We start from the raw sequence: 16,966 nt of genomic DNA on the forward strand, positions 1-16,966 counted from the left end.
TCCCCCCACAAACCCCCCCACCGCTGCCGTAGCCCAGGTACTGGGATAACAGCGCAATTCCCAGCCCTGCTCCCGGGCCCTGCGCTCGATCTGGCCCAGCCGGGTTCCGGCCTCTACCCGCATGATGCCCCGCGTCGGGTCGAACTCTAGAATCCGGTTCATGCGGTGGGTTGAGACCACCAGCCCCCCCTGCAGCGGCACACACTGGCCGTAGTTGCCGGTCCCGGCCCCCCGCAGGGTCAGTGGAATACCGTGCTGGGCGGCATAGCTCACCACCCCGCGCAGCTCCTCGAGGCCCTGGGGCGCCACCACCAGCTCGGCCTGCTTATCCCCCAATAGCTGCCTAAGCAGCGGGGAGTAGTAGTAAGCGTCCTTGGAGAAGACCTCCAGGCTTTTGGCCTCGGAAAACACCCCTTTTTCCCCCACGAGGCCCCGCAGGGCCTCGGCCCACTCGGATGGTCCTGTCGTCTTCCCCATAATCCTCCCGCCAAGCCCGGCGCTCAGCCTTCATAGAGCTGTACCTCGCGCCGTTCCTCGGCTCGTAGCTGCCCCTCCAAGATCACATAGCGCTTGGCGACTTGCCCCCGCAGTGCCTCGAGCCAGCTGGGGGCATCCAAAACCACCAGGTTGGCCCGGCAGCCCACCTCGAGCCCATACCCCTCCACCCCCAGCGCCTGTGCGGGCCAGGTGGTGACCATCTGCCGCAGCGTCTCCAGGTCCTCCCCCCAGGCCAGTGGGGTCAGGTGCGCAGCCCAGAGGGCTACCTCGAGCGGGTCGTTGCGGCCAAAGGGGTAATAAGGGTTATCCACATCGTCCTGTGCGGCCACCACCCGCACCCCCGCGGCCAGAAGCTCCCTGACCCTGGTATTGCCCCGCGGAATCGGCTGCCTTGTGCTTTGGCAGGTCACCAGCTCGATGTGTCCATTGCTGATCACGGTGGCCCCAGCTTCCTTGATTAGGCCGATGGTTTTGCGAGCGGTGGCGTCGTCTTGGAAGCCCAGCGAGCCCAGTTGGGTTAGAAGCAGCGGCCAGCGGTGCCGAACCGCCAGGGCCGCCAGGTACGCTCCGGTGGCCGACTGAGGGTCTTCGGTGTCGTCGGCTACGGCATGCAGCGGAAGGTTGTGCTTCTTGGCCAGCTCGAGGCAGAACTCGGCGTGGGCTTGGGCATCGGCCTCGGTGGGCTCGAGCCAAGGCACCGCCCCCACCGCGTCACAGCCCCTCGCCACCGCTTCCTCCAGCAGATCCCGGTTCTCTGGAAACCGCGCAAACCCGTTCTGGGGGAAAGGCACCACCTGAACCTTCAGGTAGGGAAACTCGGCCTGAAGGCGCTTTATCCCCTCGAAGGCCCGCAGCCCAGCCTGTTCGTCCACATCCGCGAACAACCGAATCGCACAGGTGCCGTTTTGTACCGCCAGCTGCAGCAAGCGCCGACCCCGCTGGTACACGCCCTCTGGGGTATAGCTCCGCTTAATGTGCCCCAAGGCCTCGAAGCGGTGCAGGGCCTGGACTTTGGCCGGTTGCTTGGCCAGCTCCCAGCTCCACAGCGATTTGCAGGCATGCAGATGGGGGTTGACAAAGGCCGGAAGGGTTAGGCGGCCCTCGAGCGCTAGCTCCATGTCTGCCCTGCCGGCCAGGGCCTCTTCAATCGCGGCGACGTGGCCATCCTCGAGCCCGATGTCTGCCTGCGATCCGGTGGGCAAGGTGGCCCTGCGCAGGATCAAGTCCATCTACGAACCACCTCCTCGCGGTAGACCGGTTGACCGGCTTTATACACCCGCAGGCGCGGCGGCATCCGGGATAAGGCTTCCTCATCGGTGGGGGCATCCACGATCACCAGATCGGCCCGGGCCCCTACCTCGAGGCCATACCCCTCGAGCCCCAGGATTCGCGCGGGGGCCAGGGTCACCATCTCCAGGGCCTCGCGCCGCTCCTGCGGCACAGCAAAATTGGCGGCGTGCACCGCCAGGTTGGCCTGCCACAGCAGGTCGTAGTTCCCCATGGGCTGGAAGGGATCGCGCACGTTGTCCGAGCCCAAGGCCACATTCACCCCGGCCTCGCGCAGGGCCTTGATGGGCATCAAGCCGCGCGCCGGAGGATACCCCTTGCCCTGCAGGAACAGGTTCACCGCCGGCAGGCTGATCATGTGGAGCCCCGCTCGAGCCACCTTGGCGATGATCCGGCGCTGCACCTGGGGTGGCTGGAAGGTCAGGGCACAGTTGTGGTCGGAGGTCACCCGCCCCTCCAACCCCCGGGCCAGGACCATCTCGGCCAAGGCCTCGAGGTCGAGGTGGGTGGGGTCTTCGTGCTCGTCCATGTGCAGGTCTACCGGCTTGCCGTAACGCTCGGCCAGATCCAGGGCGGAGCGCATACAAGCCTCCGGGTCTGGGGTGATGTGTGGGCAGCCCCCCACCACATCCACCCCCATCTCCAGCGCCTCGCGCATCAGGGCGTCCCCCTCGGGGGTTCCTGGCATCCCCAGGGCCACAAACTCGAGGTCGATCTTGCCCCGGAACTCCGCTCGCAGCTCCAGCATGACCTCCAGCACCTCGAGCCCCTTGGCCAGATCCATGTCCAGGTGCGAGCGCAGCGCGGTGGTGCCCTGGGCGATGGCTTGCCGAATCCCAGCCCTGGCCCGGGCCTTGAAATCCTCTTTAGGGCGGGTGGCTTTGCTGCCCCGCCACAGCTCGATGGCTTCCAACAAAGTCCCCGAGCGGTTCTCCAGCCCGGCCCCCCCGAGGCCCAGCGACAAGGTCTTATCCAGGTGGCAGTGCGATTCCACGAAGCCGGGAAACACCGCTCGAGCCCCGAAATCCTCCCCTGTCCCCCTCGAGGCTGGCCCGATGGCCGCAATTCGCCCATCCGCCAGGTGAAGATCCACCGGCGCGCCCTGCCCCCACAACCGGAGGTTGCGAAGCACCGGCTCAGCCATAGGCCACCTCGAAGGTAGAGGCCTCGGCGATGAGCTCGGCCAGCCGATGGGCCATCTCCTCGAACCAGGCTTGCCCTGCCTCTGCAACCGCGGCTTGGGGGTTGCCGAAATGCCCCTCGGGGCTCCAGTCTCGGGTCAGCCAGGCCACCTGGGGCAGCAGGGTCAGGTTGAAGTTCTGGGAGTCGAAGCGCGGATACCGGGCCGGGGGCAGGGGTTGGCGTACCAGGCCTGGGGTTAGGTGCAGCATCAGCGCGGTCTCGAGGGTCCCGGCATGAATGCCGAAGCGCTGTTCGGAGGGGGGCAGCCTCGAGGCGTCAACCTGTCCCTGAACCAAAAAACACAGCAGTCCCAGCTCTGCCCGCAGATCGCGGCACATCATCTCCAACAGGGCTTTATTCCCCCCATGGGCATTGAACAGCATCAACCGCCTAAACCCCGCTCGGTGAAGGCTCACCGCGATATCCCGGACCACCCCCATCAGGGTCGAGGCCGAGAGGGCCAGGGTGCCTGGGTAACCGGTGTGTTCGTTGCTCTTGCCATAGCTCTGCACCGGCAAATACCAGGCTGCAACCTCAGCGGGCAGTGCCTCAAAAGCCCGCTGCACCGTGGCCTCTGCAAGCTTGGCGTCGGTGCAAAGCGGCAGATGCGGCCCATGCTGCTCAATGGCCCCGATCGGCAGCACCACCACCCCAGGGTCCTTGGGCAGGGCTTCAATTTCTTTCCAGGTATGTTCTACAAAGGCACGCTTCATCGTGCACCCAAGCCCCTTCTTGGTTTACAGCAGGCGATAGGCCAGCAAAGACAGCAGCGAAACCCCAAATAAGCTGCGATGGGCGGCGACCAAGCCAGGATCAGTGAGCCAGGCCATATAGAACTGATTGGCCAGCATAAACCCGCCCCACAGCAGGGTCAGCAGGCCCAGGGCAGTGGTAGCCACCTCTGGGCTGCCGCTAAATAGGGCCACCCATAGGGCCACCGAGGTCAAAAGCTCCCAGAGGATCACCAGGGCAAACAGCACCCCCACCAACCAGACCGGGGTACGGTAGGTCTCGGTCACCCGCAGCATCAGGCTCCAGTTGGAGGAGGTTTTGAAGCGGCTAGGGAGCGAGCCCAAAGCCTTGAGGGCCTCGAGGCCGTTCATCAGCGTGACCAGCGAGAGCCACAACGCCCACAGCAGCACGATCCCAGATTTGATCTGCGCGATGCTCAGTTCCATAAGGAGGGTCCCCGCCTGGCCAAGGGCCTCACTTCTTCGGCAGGAACTCCAGGGTCCAGACCTTGCTCAGATCTATCGTGGTGCTCGGCTTGAGCAGCTTAAGCTCCTTGAGCTGCTTGTACAGGGTGTTCCAGCGCTCGGCCGTCATAACCCCTAGCCCCCCCTTGAGCGCATCCCCGGTCAGCATCAGCTTCTTGATGGCCTCAGCCCCCCACAACACCACATCGGCCGTGTTCTCCTTGTTAGCCTCCTGCAGGGCCGAGACGTAGTTCTTGGGGTTGGCAAAAAAGGCTTCAAACCCAGCCTTGGAAGCCGCCACAAAAGCCCGCACCGCGGCAGGGTTGCTCTTGATGAAGTCCTCGGTGGTGACGATGATATCGGCATAGGGGTTGAAGCCTGAATCTGCAATCAGCAAGGTGCCGTTCTTAATCCCCATCTTGTCGGCGTTGTAGGGCTCAGCGGTGATGTAGTTCTGGGTCACGGCCTTGGGGTCTTGGGCCCAGCTTGCCAGTTGGCCGTTGTAGTTGATGACCTGCACCTTCCCCTTAAGCCCGTACTTGTTTTGGATGAAGTCCCAGTAAACCCCTCCCGGCGCAATGGCCACGGTGCGCCCGGCCAAATCTTCGAAGCCCTTGAGCGGGTACTCGGCGTGGTACATCAGGCCTTGGGGGTTGTTCTGGAACGGGGCGAAAATCGCCACCACCGGAATGCCTTGTTCGCGGGCCTGGAGGGCTTCAGTGGCCCCGATCATCGCGAACTGGGCCTTGCCCGTGGCCAATAGGCTCAAACCGCCGGGGGTGTTGGGCCCCCCTGGGACAATGGTCAGGTCTAGGCCAGCCTTTTTGTAAAGCCCATCCTTCTGGGCGGCAAAATACCCAGCATGCCCGGTCTCAGGAAACCAATTGAGCACCATGCTGACCTTGGTCTGCGCCGAGACCAGACCCGCTACCAGTACCGCCCCTGCTGCCAACCACTGCTTCATGGAATCCCTCCTACGGCGAAACCGGACTCGAGGCCCATCCTAACGCTCTTGGTCTCCTCGAGCCGACTCATGCCAACTGCGCAAAAAGAGATTGCTAACATAACCAACCAGCAGGAAAAACCCGATCCCCAGGGCGGCTGCGCACACCCCGGTCGCGGCCAGCTTGGCCATCTGTAAACGGCTGGCCGACTCCACCACCAAGAAGCCCAATCCCCCCCGGGTACTGGCCATTCCCGCCATGTATTCCCCCACCACCACCCCGATCACCGCGGCTCCAGCGGCAATGCGCAACCCAGTGAAGAAATAGGGCAGTGCCGCAGGCAGGCGCAGCTTGAACAGGGTTTGCCAAGAGCTGGCGCCATAGAGCTGGAAGAGCTGCTTCAAAGAGGCCTCCGTGGAGCGTAGGCCAATGGCGGTGTTTGCGATGATGGGAAACACCGAGATAATCACCGCCACCGCGATGATCGAGGGCAAACCGATCCCAAACCAGGTCAGCAAAAGGGGCACGAAGACAATTACCGGGACGCTTTGAAACACCACTGTGAAGGGGAACACCGCCCGGTAGAGGATCGGTACCGAGGTCAGGAGGAAGGAAACCGCCGCCCCGATCAGGGCTGAAAGCACAAAGGCGATGGCGGTGGCCCGAAGGGTGATAAGGGTGGACTCCCAAAGGCTGGCCCCGTGCTCGAGAAAAGCCTGCCCCACATCCACCGGCCCCGGTACAATAAACGGCTTCGGCTTGAAGATCACAATTCCAAGCTGCCACAGCCCCACAAACACCAAAAAGGCCAACACCACCGGAAGGGCCTCGCGCCCCCAGCGGGCTAAGCGCGAAGCCTTCGAAAGTGCCTGGTTACCTGTGGGGGGGGTCTCCATCGGGGAGGACTGGGTCATGCCTGCACCTCGTCTGGCTTAGGGGGAACCGCAGGCCCTCCCTCGAGCACGCTCAGCACCTGATACACCAGCTTGCCGTAGGTTTCCGAGGCGCGAAACTCGGGGGTACGCGGGTAGGCCACGGGCACCTCGAGCACCTCGGCCACGCGGCCGGGGTGTGGGGTCATCACCAGGATCCGCTGGGAAAGGTATACCGCCTCAAACATGTTGTGGGTGACAAAAACCACCGTTGCGCCCGTGGCCTGCTTTATGGATAACAATTCATCGCCCAGGCGCTGGCGGGTCAGCTCATCGAGGGCTCCGAAGGGCTCGTCCATCAGCAAAATCTTGGGCTGAGTGATCAGGGCCCGGGCGATGGAAACCCGCATCTTCATCCCACCCGAGAGCGCCCTAGGGAAGGCCCCAGCCCTAGCGCTCAGCCCCACCAGCCCCAGCACCTCCTGAGCCCGCGCCAGGCGCTCTTGGCTCCCCACCCCGCGCAGCTCGAGGGGCAGCGCAACATTATGCAAAACCGTGCGCCAGGGCAGCAAGGTGGGCTCCTGAAACACAAAGGCCATCTCGGCCCGGGCCTGGGGGGTTCCGGGGGCAAATCCTCCAACCGTCACCTGGCCCGAACTAATCGGCTCGAGACCGGCCAAGATGCGCAGAAGGGTGCTTTTCCCACAGCCCGAGGGCCCTACCAAAGAGACGAACTCGGCCGCTCGAACCTCAGCATTCACCCCCTCTAGCGCCAAGGTGCCGTCAGGGAAACGCTTACACACGTCCTTGACCGCAATTGTAAAAGGACTACCCACCGCCCCACCTCCGCCTAGGCTAAATCGTGCTGTTCGGGAATGGCCTCTTCAGCCAACTACAGGCCACAGTATAAACGGGCTTGACCCTCTGTCAACAACGCTCCGGGGTTTTAGCCCAAACGCAATGTCGCATTTTTTATAAATATTTCCCGACAGAATTTGCAATAAAATACATTTTTATCTTTTTGGGCCTAACGCCCTCAGATCATGCGAAAAGGCTGGGGATCTCCCAGCCTTAGGCCAGCGCAGTGTTTAGGCTTCAGAAGCTTGGGCAGCAGGAGCCACCTCTGGCTTCTGGGCGAGAATCTCGCGCACCCGGTCCCCCTGCACGATTTCGTGCTGGAGGAGCTCCTCAGCCAGCTTGTGCACCGCCTGGCTGTGATCGGAAAGGGTCCCCTTAGCCTTCTCGTAGGCCCGGTCCAGAATGGTCTGGACGTCCTGGTCAATCAGCCTCGAGGTCTCCTCGCTATGGTCTTGTTTCTTAGCGATCTCCTCACCTAGGAAGATCGGGCCCTGATTGGAGCCCCAAGCCACGTTGCGGAAGTGGTCCCCCATCCCCCAGTCCAATACCATCTGCTTGGCCAGACTGGTGGCCTTTTTGAAGTCATCAGAGGCCCCGGTGGTAATGGTGCCGGTAAAGAGTTCCTCGGCTGCCCGACCCGCCAGGGTCATGGCCAGGGTGTCTTCTAGGTGTTCTTTGCTCACCAACACCCGCTCCTCAGGCCGATTCCAGCGTACCCCCAAGGCCATCCCGCGCGGCACGATGGAAACCTTCTCGGTCTTGTCGGCATAAGGCAAGACCTCGCCCGCGATCGCATGCCCGGCCTCGTGGTAGGCCACCGCCTGCTTCTCGTCCTCAGAGAGCTTAAGGCTGCCCCGCTCCAACCCCAGCATGATCTTGTCCAGAGCGGTTTGGAAGTGGTACTTGGTGATCTGGGTGGCGTTTTCCCGCGCCGCCTGAAGGGCCGCCTCATTGACCAGGTTCTTGAGGTCAGCTCCGCTGAACTGTGGGGTCAGCCGGGCCAGTTCGGCTGCGTCCACATCGGGGGCCAGGCTCTTGCCACGCATGTGCACCAGCAGGATTTCCTTGCGCTCCTCGAGGGTTGGCAGCCCAATGACCACCTGCCGGTCAAAGCGCCCCGGACGCAGCAGGGCTTGGTCGAGGATATCCGGGCGGTTGGTCGCAGCCAACACGATCACGCTGGTATCCTTCTCGAAACCGTCCATCTCAGACAGGATTTGGTTGAGGGTCTGCTCGCGCTCGTCGTGCCCCCCACCGATCCCCGCCCCACGCTTGCGCCCAATTGAGTCCAGCTCATCGATGAAAATAATCGCCGGGGCGTTGCGCCGGGCTTCATCAAAAAGGGTGCGCACCCGCGAGGCCCCCACCCCCACAAACATCTCCATGAACTCCGAAGCCGATACGGTAAAGAAAGGCACCCCGGCCTCCCCGGCTACCGCGCGGGAGAGCAGGGTCTTGCCGGTGCCTGGAGGCCCCACCAGAAGCACCCCTTTGGGAATTTCCGCCCCAATGGCGATGTACTTCTGGGGATGTTTGAGGAAATCCACCACCTCCATCAGCTCCTGCTTGGCCTCGGTATGGCCGGCCACGTCTTTAAAGGTAGTATTGACCCGCTTCTCCTTGCCGTACTGCCGGGCCCGGCTCTGCCCAAACTGCATGACCTGGCCCGCCCCACCCTGAGTGCGCATGAAGAAGAAGTACCAAAAGCCGATCAGGAGCAAAATTGGCAGGAAGCTCAGCAGGAGCTGCGGCCAGATCGAAGCCTGCCGGGTGACGATTTCAACCTTCTGCTGTTGTAAAAGCTCGGTGAACTGTGGATCGCTGAAGCCCGCAGGCAGGGCGGGCAGCGAGAAGGTGGTGGTGGTGACGGTGGTATTGCCCGTGGTGATGCGCTCAGGGGCCTTGAAGGTACCGCTGATGCGGCCCTCCTCGAGCACCACCTTGGCTACCTTACCCTCCTGTACGTAGTTGATGAAATCGCTATAGGGCAGGGATGGACGACTGCCGATCCCACCCCCCAACAGCGAGAACAGCCAATAGGCCAGGATCACGATGACCACTAAGCTCCAGGGATTGATACGCGTAGGCAACCTCAAGACCTCCTCCAAACCCTAAACGAAAGGAACATTCCCACAATATACTCGCTCACGCCAGGCTCCGCTGCACCCCTCATCGATGGGGCTTTAGGGGCCTCGCCCCCATCCTACCCAATCTGGGGATGAGGAATGAGTGCCAGGATAGGAACGATTTGGTCTCGAGGGGCCGCTCAGTGGCTTAGAGAAGGGTTCCAAGACCCACCCGCTCAACCGGTTGTGGTGGGGCTATTGGTTGGGGACAGGCCGTCCGTCTGCCCCCACCGCCACCATCACAAACCCCGCCCGGCAGGCCAGGGTGCGTTCCTCGCGCTCCAAGGGCTCCACCCACATCTCCACCTCGAGCCGCATGGAGCTTCTGCCCACCGCCTTGACCGAGGCCACCAGCTCCACGATCGAGCCCTGGGGCACCGGGTGACGGAAGTCCATGGCGTCGGCATGCACCGTGACCACCTTGGCCCGGGCGTGCCGGGTGGCGGCCACAAAGGCCGCCTCGTCCATCCAGGCCATGGCCGTGCCGCCGAAAAGGCTGCCGTAGTGGTTGCAGTCGCCAGGGCGCACCAGGTGTACAGTGCGGGTCTCCTTCATGGCTGCCCCCGCCGGGCCTGGGCCCGGGCCTCGCGGTAGAGGATATAGGCCCTGGCAACCTGAGGATTGATCTCCATCAAGCCCTCCTCTACCCGGTCTTGAATGGCCTCTACCGAGAGGCTTTCTTGCTGGGCCTGGAGCTTGATGGGTTCAAGGATGTGCCGCTCGAGGCGCGAGAGGTCCAGGGTCACACCGGTAGCCCTGGCGGCCTTCTGCACCGCCCGCACGATGCGCAGCTCGTCGAAGGGCACGCTGCGTCCGTCGCGCTTGATCACCGGCCGGAGGTCGGGGGTGGCCTCGGGAAAGTAGAAATCCAGGTCGGAGAGGGGCTCTACGCGGGTGGTTTTGATGTAGCCGTTGCCCTTGGTGGAGAAGAAGTCGTGGTGCTTGGTCTCGGTGCGCAGGCCGGCCAGCACCACCGGGTTCACTGCCTGGGCCTCCACCTGGAAAAAAGGCTCCAGGCCAAGGTTCATCAGGGCTTTGTCGGCGTTGTAGCGGGAGAAGGTGCGCACCGCCTCCTCCAGCCCAACCTCGCCGTAGAGGGCTTCGGTGTAGCGGGCCTCGAGGGCCTCGAGCCGCTCCAGCAGCCGCAGCACCTCGCCCTGGGCCTGGGCTTGTTCCCTCTCCCCCATCCGGTTCAGGAGATCCTGAGCTAGCAGGCCCACGTAGACCCCGTGGATGGCCTCATCCCGGATGATCAGGCTGATGATCTCGCCGGAGCTGGTCAGGCGGCCCTGCCCGGCCAGGTAGAGCGGGTAGAAGAACCCCGAGTAGAAGAGGTAGGACTCGAGCAGCACGCTGGCGGCCATGGCCCGGTACAGGCTGGCCTCGTCCTGGACGCTGGTGTAGGCCTGGTGAATGAGGCCCAGCTTGGCCTGAAGCTCGGGCTGGTGGCGCACCCAGTCGAAAAGCTGCTCGATGCGCTCACTGGTACACAGGGTGGAAAAGATAGAGCTGTAGCTCTTGGCGTGCATCTGCTCCATGGCCCCCATGAAGGAGAGCACCGCCTTGGCCTGAAGCCCCGGCACCCACTGCACCATCTGGGGCATCCCCACCCCACCCTGGAGGGTGTCCAGCAGGGTCAGCCCGGCCAGAACCTCCTCGTAGGCCCGTTGCTCGGCCCTATTCAGGGTCGTCCAGGCCAGCTTGTCGTCGGCCAGGGGAATCTCCTCGTCCACCCAGAACTGCCGCACGTTCTGGTCCCAGAACATCTTGCTGTAGGCATCCTCGAGCCGGTTCCAGTTGACTGCCCCGAAACCGGGCTGGAGGATTGATGGCATTTGAATCATGGGGTCTCCTTCACACCGCGCAGCTCACGCACTCCTCCACCGAGAGGTTCTTGGCGCGGGTGTAGTAGAGGCTCTTGAGGCCCTTGCGCTCGGCATAGACATAAAGCCGGGCCAGCTCGCGGGTGCTGGTCTCGCTGGTCACATAGAGCACCGTGCTGATGCCCTGGTCCACATGGGGCTGAATCTCGGCCACCAGGTCAATCAAACGGTACATGTTCATGTGGTAGGCCGACTTGTAGTACCAGTAGGTCTCCTCGGAGAGGAAGGGGACGGGGTAGTAGGTAGTAGCATTGCCGTAGGTGCGGGTCTCCACCACCTCCACGATGGGCTGAATCGAAGGGGTGGCGTTTTGGATGTAGCTGATGCTGGCGGTAGGTGCGATGGCCAGCCGGTAGGCGTGGTAGAGACCGTGCTTCTGCACCTCGGCCTGGAGCCGGGCCCAGTCGGCAGGGCTGGGCAGCTCGAGATGAGCAAACAGCGCTCTGACCACATCGCTGCGGGGGCGGAAGTCCTCGGCCAGGTAACGCTCGAAATACGCTCCGCTGGCGTACTCTGATAGCTCAAAGCCCTCGAAGCTGACCCCACGCTCCTGGGCAATCTGCATGGAGCGCTCCAAGGAGTAAAAGTTCACCGCGGCAAAGAAGCTACGGGCGAAATCGCGGGCTTCCTCCGACTCGTAGCGGATGCGGTTCTTGGCCAAAAAGCCATGCAGGTTCATGGCCCCCAGGCCCACCGCGTGGAAGGCCCGGTTGGCCTTGTGGGCCCCGGGGGTGTTCCTAATATCGGAGAGGTCGCTCACCGCGGTAAGCAGGTCCATGGCGGTGTGCACGCTCTCCTGCAACTTCCCCGACTCCATCACGTTCACGATGTTTAGCGAGCCCAGGTTGCAGTTGATGTCGTAGCCGATCTGGTCGGGTTCACCGTAGTCACCAATAACCGAGGGGGTCTGGAGCTGGAAGATCTCGGTGCAGAGGTTGGACATCTTGATCTGCCCCAGGCGCTTGAGGGGGTGGGCCTGGTTGGCGTTGCTCTTATAGATGATGTAGGGATAGCCCGACTCGAACTGGGTCTGGGCAATGCGGGTGAGCATGGCCCGGGCCGAGAGGGGGCGCTTCTTGACCGCAGGGTGGGCCACCAGCTCTTCGTAGCGCCGGTCTATGTCCATGTCGTCTAAGTGTTCCCCGAAAGCCTGGTAAACCGAGTAGGGGGCGAAGACATAGAAATCCACGCCGCGCTCGGCCAGCTCGAAGAACTTGGCGGGTACGATCAAGCCCAGCGAGAGGGTCTGGATGCGGCTTTTCTCGTCGGCATTGATCTTTTTGGTATCCAGGAAGTCTTCCACGTCCCAGTGGAAGATGTTCAGGTAGACCGCCCCGGCCCCTTTGCGCTGGCCCATCTGGTCGGCATAGTTGAAGGCATCCTCCAGGAGCTTCATCACCGGCACCACGCCCTTGGCCGCGTGGGCCACCCCCTTGATGGGCTCCCCCTTGGCTCGCAGCTTGGAGAGGTTGAGGGCCACCCCGCCCCCGATCTTGGAGAGTTGCATGGCCTGGTTCAGGTTGTAGCCGATGGAGTTTAGGGAGTCGTCGAGTTCCAGGAGAAAGCAGCTCACCAGCTCCCCCCGCCGGGCCCGCCCAGCGTTCAGGAAGGTAGGGGTGGCAGGCTGGTAGCGCTGCTCCATCAGGGCCTCGACGTAAGCCCGGGCTTTGGCTGGGTTCCCCTGGGCCAGGTGCAGGGCCACCGCCAGAACCCGGTCCTCGTAGCGCTCGAGGTACTGCTTCTTGTCGTCGGTCTTGAGGGCGTAGTCCTTGTAGAACTTGGAGATGGCCATGAAGCTCTGGAAGCGGAAGCCGTAGCTGTAGGCCAGGTCAGATAACTCGAGCACCTCCTCTTCCCCATAGCGGGCAAAAAAGTCCTCATAGTAGCCCTCGGAGATGAGCGCCTTGAGGCGCTGGATGGGGTCGGAAAACTTCCTTAGCTTCTGCTCTACCTCGGCCTCGAAGGCCTGGGCGGCCTCCCGGTCTTTCTCGAGCTGGAAAAAGCCGTCTTTCTTGTGCAGTACCGCGCTGTTGAGTTCCAGGTAACGCACCGTTCAACCTCCGTCAGATCGGGACTACCGCCGGGTCCAACCGCTTCAGGGCTTCCATAAAGCGGCGGCGGTCGCTCTCGAGACCCGCCAGCTCAAACTTGAGCAGTACCGGCCAGCCATAGCGCTCGGTCAGCCGGTCGGCGGCCCTAGCGAAATTGCGCCCCCAGCTGCGGTTCCCGCTGGCCGCCACCCCCCGGATGAAAGGGTGGTTGGCCCGGGCGAAAAGTTCCACCTCCGGGGGCACCTGGCCGAACCCGGTGGTGTAGGTCAGCAGCACCGCGGGTTCCTCCAGGCGCTCGAGGCCGCTCTCGATGCGCAGAAGGGGCAAGGCCAGCTGCGCAGCAAAGCGGGCGATATTGCCGGTTTTCGAGGCATACGCAATGACCATAGCTCCTCTCTAAATCCAAACAAAACTTCCCGTATCGGCCCCGGATAGGGTGCCAAGGGGCCAAAGAATCACTACCACGCCCACGTTCAGGCGCGTGGAGGATTTGCTGACTTAGGTTGGGTTGGAAGGGTTCATGTGGCCATCCTTTCTGTCCTTTGCGCGAGGACTAGGAGACCCAGCCGGGCAGGCGATCGGGCTATAACCGTTGCGCGACAGCGGCGGAATTGCACCGCACTTCCCCTGGCTCCGATGGGGAAACCACATCTTGTGGTTTCTGGGCGACACCCTACTACAGATTGTGGTTTTCTGTCAATCTCAAGGCCAGATCAGCCACGTAACGCGGCTCGGGTCACCTTTTCCTGAGCTCCAGGTTCAACCAGGCCAGTTCTATTGCTAAAGCAGCTCTGGGAGGCCTTTTTGGAAGAAGTTTGAAGGGTTTTTCCTCAGGCAAAGTTACGCAAAGCGTTACTTGGAAAATAGTTTGAGTTATGGCAATTTTTGAAGATTTTGTCGTAATTCCTCCCTATATTGGGAAGCATGAATCTGTTGAGCTGGATTAAAAGCTGGAATCGCAAGGAGGCTGTAGAAGTTCCTAGGCTCGAGGATTTTGAGCAGCAATTCATGGGGCTGGATGTTCAGGCCGTCATTGATGCCCACTTGGCCTGGCGCAAGCGGCTCGAGGGGCAAATTTTAGGCACCTCGAGCGACGAGTTGGACCTCAGCCTGATTATGCAGGACAACCAGTGCGTCTTGGGCAAATGGCTGTACGGCCAGGCCGCGCGCAGCACCCTAGCCCTGCACTCCGAGTATGAGGCTTTGCGCGAGGCCCACCGGGTATTTCATCTGTATGCGGCCCGGGTGGTGCAAACCCTGCGCATGCGCGGCAAGGAAGCAGCTCAGGCCATGCTCGAGGCCGATTTCGACCGCCTTTCTAAAGACATCGTCTTCAACCTGTTCAGCCTGGTACACAAAGAGCGGGCCTTGAATTGAGGTTTTGCCGCTTGCGGGAACACCAGCGGCAAATCCGCTCGAGGTGCGGAGTAAAGCCCATCTCTCGGGCATTTGGCCCACAGATAACCCCTGGCGGGTCTAATCTGTAAGGATGAAGCGATTCCTCTTGGCGGTGATTGTGCTTGGGGGCCTTTCGGCCTTGGCCCAAACCTTGGTTGAGGTCACCAGCGTAGCTGCGGTCTCCTCCAGCCTTGACTCCGGACTCACCCTACCCAGCGGCACCTTCCGCGCCGGCAAGGGCAGCGAGGCCATCCTCGCGCGAATGCCCGATGCCAACCGCTTCAACCTCGAGGTATACACCGCCCGGGGCCTCACGGCCAACCTCCAGCCAGCCTTCGTTCAACAAATTCTGACCAACTTCACCGCCGCAGGCTACTTGCTCAACAACCAAGAGACCATCACGGTCAACGGGGAAACCCGCACCCGCTACAACCTTAGCGACGAGAGCGGCAAGCCCGCGGTGTTGTTTGTGGTGCGCAAGGGCAACGAGCTAGTGTACGCCTTCGGTAAGGCCAAATAGGGTCCGCCCCAGGTTATTGCGGGTATAGCTCCGGGCGTAAGAACGTCGGCAGGGCCAGCTCGAGTGTGTGGCGCCAGAACTCTCTGCGCTCGAGCCTATGCAAGGTCAAAAACCCCACCGCTCCACTGGTTTTTTTGCTGTCTTTGAGCCCTGCTACCTCGTCGATCACCGGGCCAAGCTCCTCCCCGGCGCGGACTCGAGCCGCCACTTCGGGGGGCAGAAGAATGCTTCCCCCACGGGCAAACCCACTGCGTCCATCCTCGCGCAGGATATAGGCCACATTGAACAACCAGCCGCCATAGGGGTCAAACTCCACCCCACCCTCCAGCCCCACTCCATAGCGTGCACCGGGCTGCTCTAGGGCAGCTCGAGCCCGGTTCTGAGCCCCGAGCAGGGTTTGTGCGTAGCCTATGGGCTGATCGGGCACCCCGCTGGGCACCTCCACGCCCACGATCTCGAGGCCAAACACTTCGGCAAAAACGGCCCGGGCGGGGTTTAGCTTGGCTGGGTTGGTACTGCCTACAATCACCATACCCAAGTTTACCCAGCCCGGTAGGATGGCAAGCGTGGAAATTATCGGCATCGCTGCCATCTCCCTTGACGGCTTCATCACCCGCCATGAAGAGGAGGGAACAGGGTTTACCTCCCCCGAGGATGGGGCGTTTTTTCGCCATGCCCTCGGTTCTTTTGACTGCGCGCTGATGGGCCGCCGCACCTACGAGGTCAGCCGCGCGCACATCCTGGCCAGCCTGAGCTCTGGGCGGCTGCGGGTGGTGCGCACCCATACCCCCGAAGCCTTCGCGGTGGATGCCCAAGCGGGGCAGCTCGAGTTCACCTCGGCTTCGCTCGGCCAAATCCTGGCCGATTTAGCCGCTCGAGGCAAGCAACGGTGTGCTGTGCTGGGGGGCACTTCTCTTTACAGCGAGTGCTTGCAGCGAGACCAGATGGACGAGCTGTGGCTCACCCTCGAGCCCCTGGGCTTCGGCAGTGGAAAACCGCTGCTAAAAGGGCGGCTTCAGGCCCAGTTCCAGCTCAAGCGCGTCCAGGCCCTTTCCCCAAACACCCTGCTGCTCCAATACCGCTGCCTCAGGGGTGTAAGCCGGTGAATTCCAAGCCGGTGGTCTCGGCCCAGCCCATACGGATATTGATGGATTGGATCGCGTGCCCAGCGGTGCCCTTAACCAGGTTGTCAATCGCCGAGATGATCACCAGGCGGCTGGTATCCTCCTCGAGCTCGAAGCCGATATCGCAGTAATTGGTCCCCTCCACCACCTTGGGGTCAGGGTAGCGGTGAATGCCCTTGCGCATCTTGACCATCCGGATGAACGGCTCTTTGCCAAACACATTGCGGTAGGCGGTATGCACGTCGCGCTCACTCCAGCCATCGTGCAGAAAGGTCTGGGCGGTCATCAGGATGCCGCGCACCCGATCGGTAGCCACCGCAGTCATATGCAGCTCGGGGTTTCCAGGCAGATTCTCCAAAATTTCCGCGGTGTGGCGGTGCCCGGTGGGCTTATAGACCCGGAGGCTCCCGGCCCGTTCAGGGTGATGGCTGGCCAGGCTGGGCTCAGCCCCCCCTGCGCTGGTGGAGATCATCACCGTCACAAAGATGGGCCGGGGGGCCAGGAGGCCCTCCCTGAACAGGGGATACAGCCCCAACAGGGTGGCTGTGGCGTTGCAGCCGCAACAGGCTATGCGATCGGCGGTCTTCAGGGCCTCGCGGTGCAGCTCAGGGTTACCGTAGACCCACTGGTCTAAAAGCTCCGGTCGGGGGTGATCTTCCCCGTAGTATTTACGGTACAGCTCGAGGTTTTTTAGGCGGAAATCCGCCGAAAGGTCGAGGATCACCGGGGCCACACCCTGGTAGCGGTCGAACTCTTTAGCCGCGACCCCATGGGGCATCGAGAGCACCAGGAGGTCGCAGGGCTCGAGGCTTGCCGGATCGCTGAATTTAAGCTGGGTTCGCCCGCGCAGGTTGGGGTGGATCAGGCTTACCGGGTCACCCAGATAGCGGCGGCTGGTCACCTGCTTTACCTCGAGGTAAGGGTGTCCCAGGGCCAGTCGCAAAAACTCACCCCCCGCATAACCGGAGCCGCCGACGATCGAAACGGTTTTCTTCTCCACGGTGGAACCTCAAAACGCCTTGGCTTT

The 16,966-nt window shown here is 62.3% G+C and carries 18 protein-coding genes and 1 riboswitch; of the genes, 3 read left to right on the plus strand and 15 right to left on the minus strand.

Features of this window, described 5'->3' with window-relative positions; genetic code table 11:
• From Mgrana_RS01915 to nrdI, 13 genes are all read right to left on the minus strand, one after another.
• Nucleotides 1–477: FAD-binding oxidoreductase (locus Mgrana_RS01915; RefSeq protein ID WP_147371283.1), on the minus strand; the 477-nt coding region annotated here is incomplete at its 3' end.
• Between the two features lie 23 nt (nt 478–500).
• Entirely contained in the window at nt 501–1,727 is a 1,227-nt protein-coding gene (locus tag Mgrana_RS01920) for an amidohydrolase family protein (RefSeq protein ID WP_119355923.1), read from the minus strand.
• Nucleotides 1,718–2,929: an amidohydrolase family protein gene (locus Mgrana_RS01925; RefSeq protein ID WP_119355924.1), complete on the minus strand. Its 1,212-nt coding sequence runs from the start codon at nt 2,927–2,929 to the stop codon at nt 1,718–1,720. The genes Mgrana_RS01920 and Mgrana_RS01925 overlap by 10 nt, the downstream gene beginning before the upstream one ends.
• Nucleotides 2,922–3,680, minus strand: a complete 759-nt coding sequence (locus Mgrana_RS01930) for a creatininase family protein (protein WP_119355925.1) — start codon at nt 3,678–3,680, stop codon at nt 2,922–2,924. Before Mgrana_RS01930 ends, Mgrana_RS01925 begins: the two co-directional genes overlap by 8 nt.
• Before the next feature lie 24 nt (nt 3,681–3,704).
• Nucleotides 3,705–4,145 carry a hypothetical protein gene (locus tag Mgrana_RS01935; RefSeq protein WP_119355926.1) on the minus strand — a complete coding sequence of 147 codons (441 nt, stop codon included), beginning with the start codon at nt 4,143–4,145 and terminating at the stop codon, nt 3,705–3,707.
• A 28-nt stretch (nt 4,146–4,173) separates the two neighbouring features.
• Nucleotides 4,174–5,127: an ABC transporter substrate-binding protein gene (locus tag Mgrana_RS01940; RefSeq protein WP_119355927.1), complete on the minus strand. Its 954-nt coding sequence runs from the start codon at nt 5,125–5,127 to the stop codon at nt 4,174–4,176.
• A gap of 39 nt (nt 5,128–5,166) precedes the next feature.
• Nucleotides 5,167–6,021 (minus strand): ABC transporter permease, encoded by an 855-nt coding sequence (locus Mgrana_RS01945; RefSeq protein ID WP_119355928.1) that lies wholly within the window; start codon nt 6,019–6,021, stop codon nt 5,167–5,169.
• Nucleotides 6,018–6,782 (minus strand): ABC transporter ATP-binding protein, encoded by a 765-nt coding sequence (locus Mgrana_RS01950; protein WP_240631209.1) that lies wholly within the window; start codon nt 6,780–6,782, stop codon nt 6,018–6,020. Before Mgrana_RS01950 ends, Mgrana_RS01945 begins: the two co-directional genes overlap by 4 nt.
• Before the next feature lie 285 nt (nt 6,783–7,067).
• Nucleotides 7,068–8,927, minus strand: coding sequence for an ATP-dependent zinc metalloprotease FtsH (gene ftsH, locus Mgrana_RS01955; protein ID WP_119356025.1), 1,860 nt, complete (start codon nt 8,925–8,927; stop codon nt 7,068–7,070).
• A 231-nt stretch (nt 8,928–9,158) separates the two neighbouring features.
• Nucleotides 9,159–9,518 (minus strand): acyl-CoA thioesterase, encoded by a 360-nt coding sequence (locus Mgrana_RS01960; RefSeq protein WP_119355930.1) that lies wholly within the window; start codon nt 9,516–9,518, stop codon nt 9,159–9,161.
• Nucleotides 9,515–10,807, minus strand: a complete 1,293-nt coding sequence (gene nrdF / locus Mgrana_RS01965; RefSeq protein WP_222592133.1) for a class 1b ribonucleoside-diphosphate reductase subunit beta — start codon at nt 10,805–10,807, stop codon at nt 9,515–9,517. Before nrdF ends, Mgrana_RS01960 begins: the two co-directional genes overlap by 4 nt.
• Before the next feature lie 10 nt (nt 10,808–10,817).
• Nucleotides 10,818–12,896, minus strand: coding sequence for a class 1b ribonucleoside-diphosphate reductase subunit alpha (gene nrdE, locus Mgrana_RS01970; RefSeq protein WP_119355931.1), 2,079 nt, complete (start codon nt 12,894–12,896; stop codon nt 10,818–10,820).
• 13 nt (nt 12,897–12,909) lie between these two features.
• Complete coding sequence (gene nrdI / locus Mgrana_RS01975; protein WP_119355932.1) at nt 12,910–13,284, minus strand: class Ib ribonucleoside-diphosphate reductase assembly flavoprotein NrdI; 375 nt, start codon at nt 13,282–13,284, stop codon at nt 12,910–12,912.
• A 177-nt stretch (nt 13,285–13,461) separates the two neighbouring features.
• Nucleotides 13,462–13,536: riboswitch (adenosylcobalamin-variant (AdoCbl-variant) riboswitch) on the minus strand.
• A gap of 285 nt (nt 13,537–13,821) precedes the next feature.
• On the opposite strand from nrdI, the gene Mgrana_RS01980 reads away from it, so the two are divergent.
• Both Mgrana_RS01980 and Mgrana_RS01985 read left to right on the plus strand, forming a co-directional pair.
• On the plus strand, nt 13,822–14,274 hold the full coding sequence (locus Mgrana_RS01980; RefSeq protein ID WP_119355933.1) for a CZB domain-containing protein: 453 nt from the start codon (nt 13,822–13,824) through the stop codon (nt 14,272–14,274).
• Between the two features lie 112 nt (nt 14,275–14,386).
• Nucleotides 14,387–14,815: a hypothetical protein gene (locus Mgrana_RS01985; RefSeq protein WP_119355934.1), complete on the plus strand. Its 429-nt coding sequence runs from the start codon at nt 14,387–14,389 to the stop codon at nt 14,813–14,815.
• Nucleotides 14,816–14,828: 13 nt separating this feature from the next.
• Here the strand turns inward: Mgrana_RS01985 and yjjX are convergent, their stop codons facing one another.
• Nucleotides 14,829–15,347 carry an inosine/xanthosine triphosphatase gene (gene yjjX, locus Mgrana_RS01990; protein WP_119355935.1) on the minus strand — a complete coding sequence of 173 codons (519 nt, stop codon included), beginning with the start codon at nt 15,345–15,347 and terminating at the stop codon, nt 14,829–14,831.
• Between the two features lie 34 nt (nt 15,348–15,381).
• On the opposite strand from yjjX, the gene Mgrana_RS01995 reads away from it, so the two are divergent.
• A complete protein-coding gene (locus tag Mgrana_RS01995; RefSeq protein WP_170146372.1) occupies nt 15,382–15,921 on the plus strand; it encodes a dihydrofolate reductase family protein in 540 nt (179 codons plus the stop codon).
• On the opposite strand, the gene argC is transcribed toward Mgrana_RS01995, so the two are convergent.
• Nucleotides 15,902–16,939 (minus strand): N-acetyl-gamma-glutamyl-phosphate reductase, encoded by a 1,038-nt coding sequence (gene argC, locus Mgrana_RS02000; RefSeq protein ID WP_119355937.1) that lies wholly within the window; start codon nt 16,937–16,939, stop codon nt 15,902–15,904. The two genes, Mgrana_RS01995 and argC, sit on opposite strands and share 20 nt — an antisense overlap.
• Nucleotides 16,940–16,966: the final 27 nt, after the last annotated feature.

The sequence above is a fragment of the Meiothermus granaticius NBRC 107808 genome, from assembly GCF_003574355.1.
Lineage (GTDB): Bacteria > Deinococcota > Deinococci > Deinococcales > Thermaceae > Meiothermus > Meiothermus granaticius.

Coding starts and splice junctions, on each gene's coding strand:
- Mgrana_RS01940 (WP_119355927.1), bottom strand. CDS start 5,127: ATGAAGCAGTGGTTGGCAGCAGGGGCGGTACTGGTAGCGGGTCTGGTC.
- Mgrana_RS01980 (WP_119355933.1), top strand. CDS start 13,822: ATGAATCTGTTGAGCTGGATTAAAAGCTGGAATCGCAAGGAGGCTGTA.
- Mgrana_RS01930 (WP_119355925.1), bottom strand. CDS start 3,680: ATGAAGCGTGCCTTTGTAGAACATACCTGGAAAGAAATTGAAGCCCTG.
- Mgrana_RS01960 (WP_119355930.1), bottom strand. CDS start 9,518: ATGAAGGAGACCCGCACTGTACACCTGGTGCGCCCTGGCGACTGCAAC.
- Mgrana_RS01920 (WP_119355923.1), bottom strand. CDS start 1,727: ATGGACTTGATCCTGCGCAGGGCCACCTTGCCCACCGGATCGCAGGCA.
- Mgrana_RS01925 (WP_119355924.1), bottom strand. CDS start 2,929: ATGGCTGAGCCGGTGCTTCGCAACCTCCGGTTGTGGGGGCAGGGCGCG.
- nrdF (WP_222592133.1), bottom strand. CDS start 10,807: ATGATTCAAATGCCATCAATCCTCCAGCCCGGTTTCGGGGCAGTCAAC.
- Mgrana_RS01985 (WP_119355934.1), top strand. CDS start 14,387: ATGAAGCGATTCCTCTTGGCGGTGATTGTGCTTGGGGGCCTTTCGGCC.
- nrdI (WP_119355932.1), bottom strand. CDS start 13,284: ATGGTCATTGCGTATGCCTCGAAAACCGGCAATATCGCCCGCTTTGCT.
- yjjX (WP_119355935.1), bottom strand. CDS start 15,347: ATGGTGATTGTAGGCAGTACCAACCCAGCCAAGCTAAACCCCGCCCGG.
- Mgrana_RS01935 (WP_119355926.1), bottom strand. CDS start 4,145: ATGGAACTGAGCATCGCGCAGATCAAATCTGGGATCGTGCTGCTGTGG.
- Mgrana_RS01945 (WP_119355928.1), bottom strand. CDS start 6,021: ATGACCCAGTCCTCCCCGATGGAGACCCCCCCCACAGGTAACCAGGCA.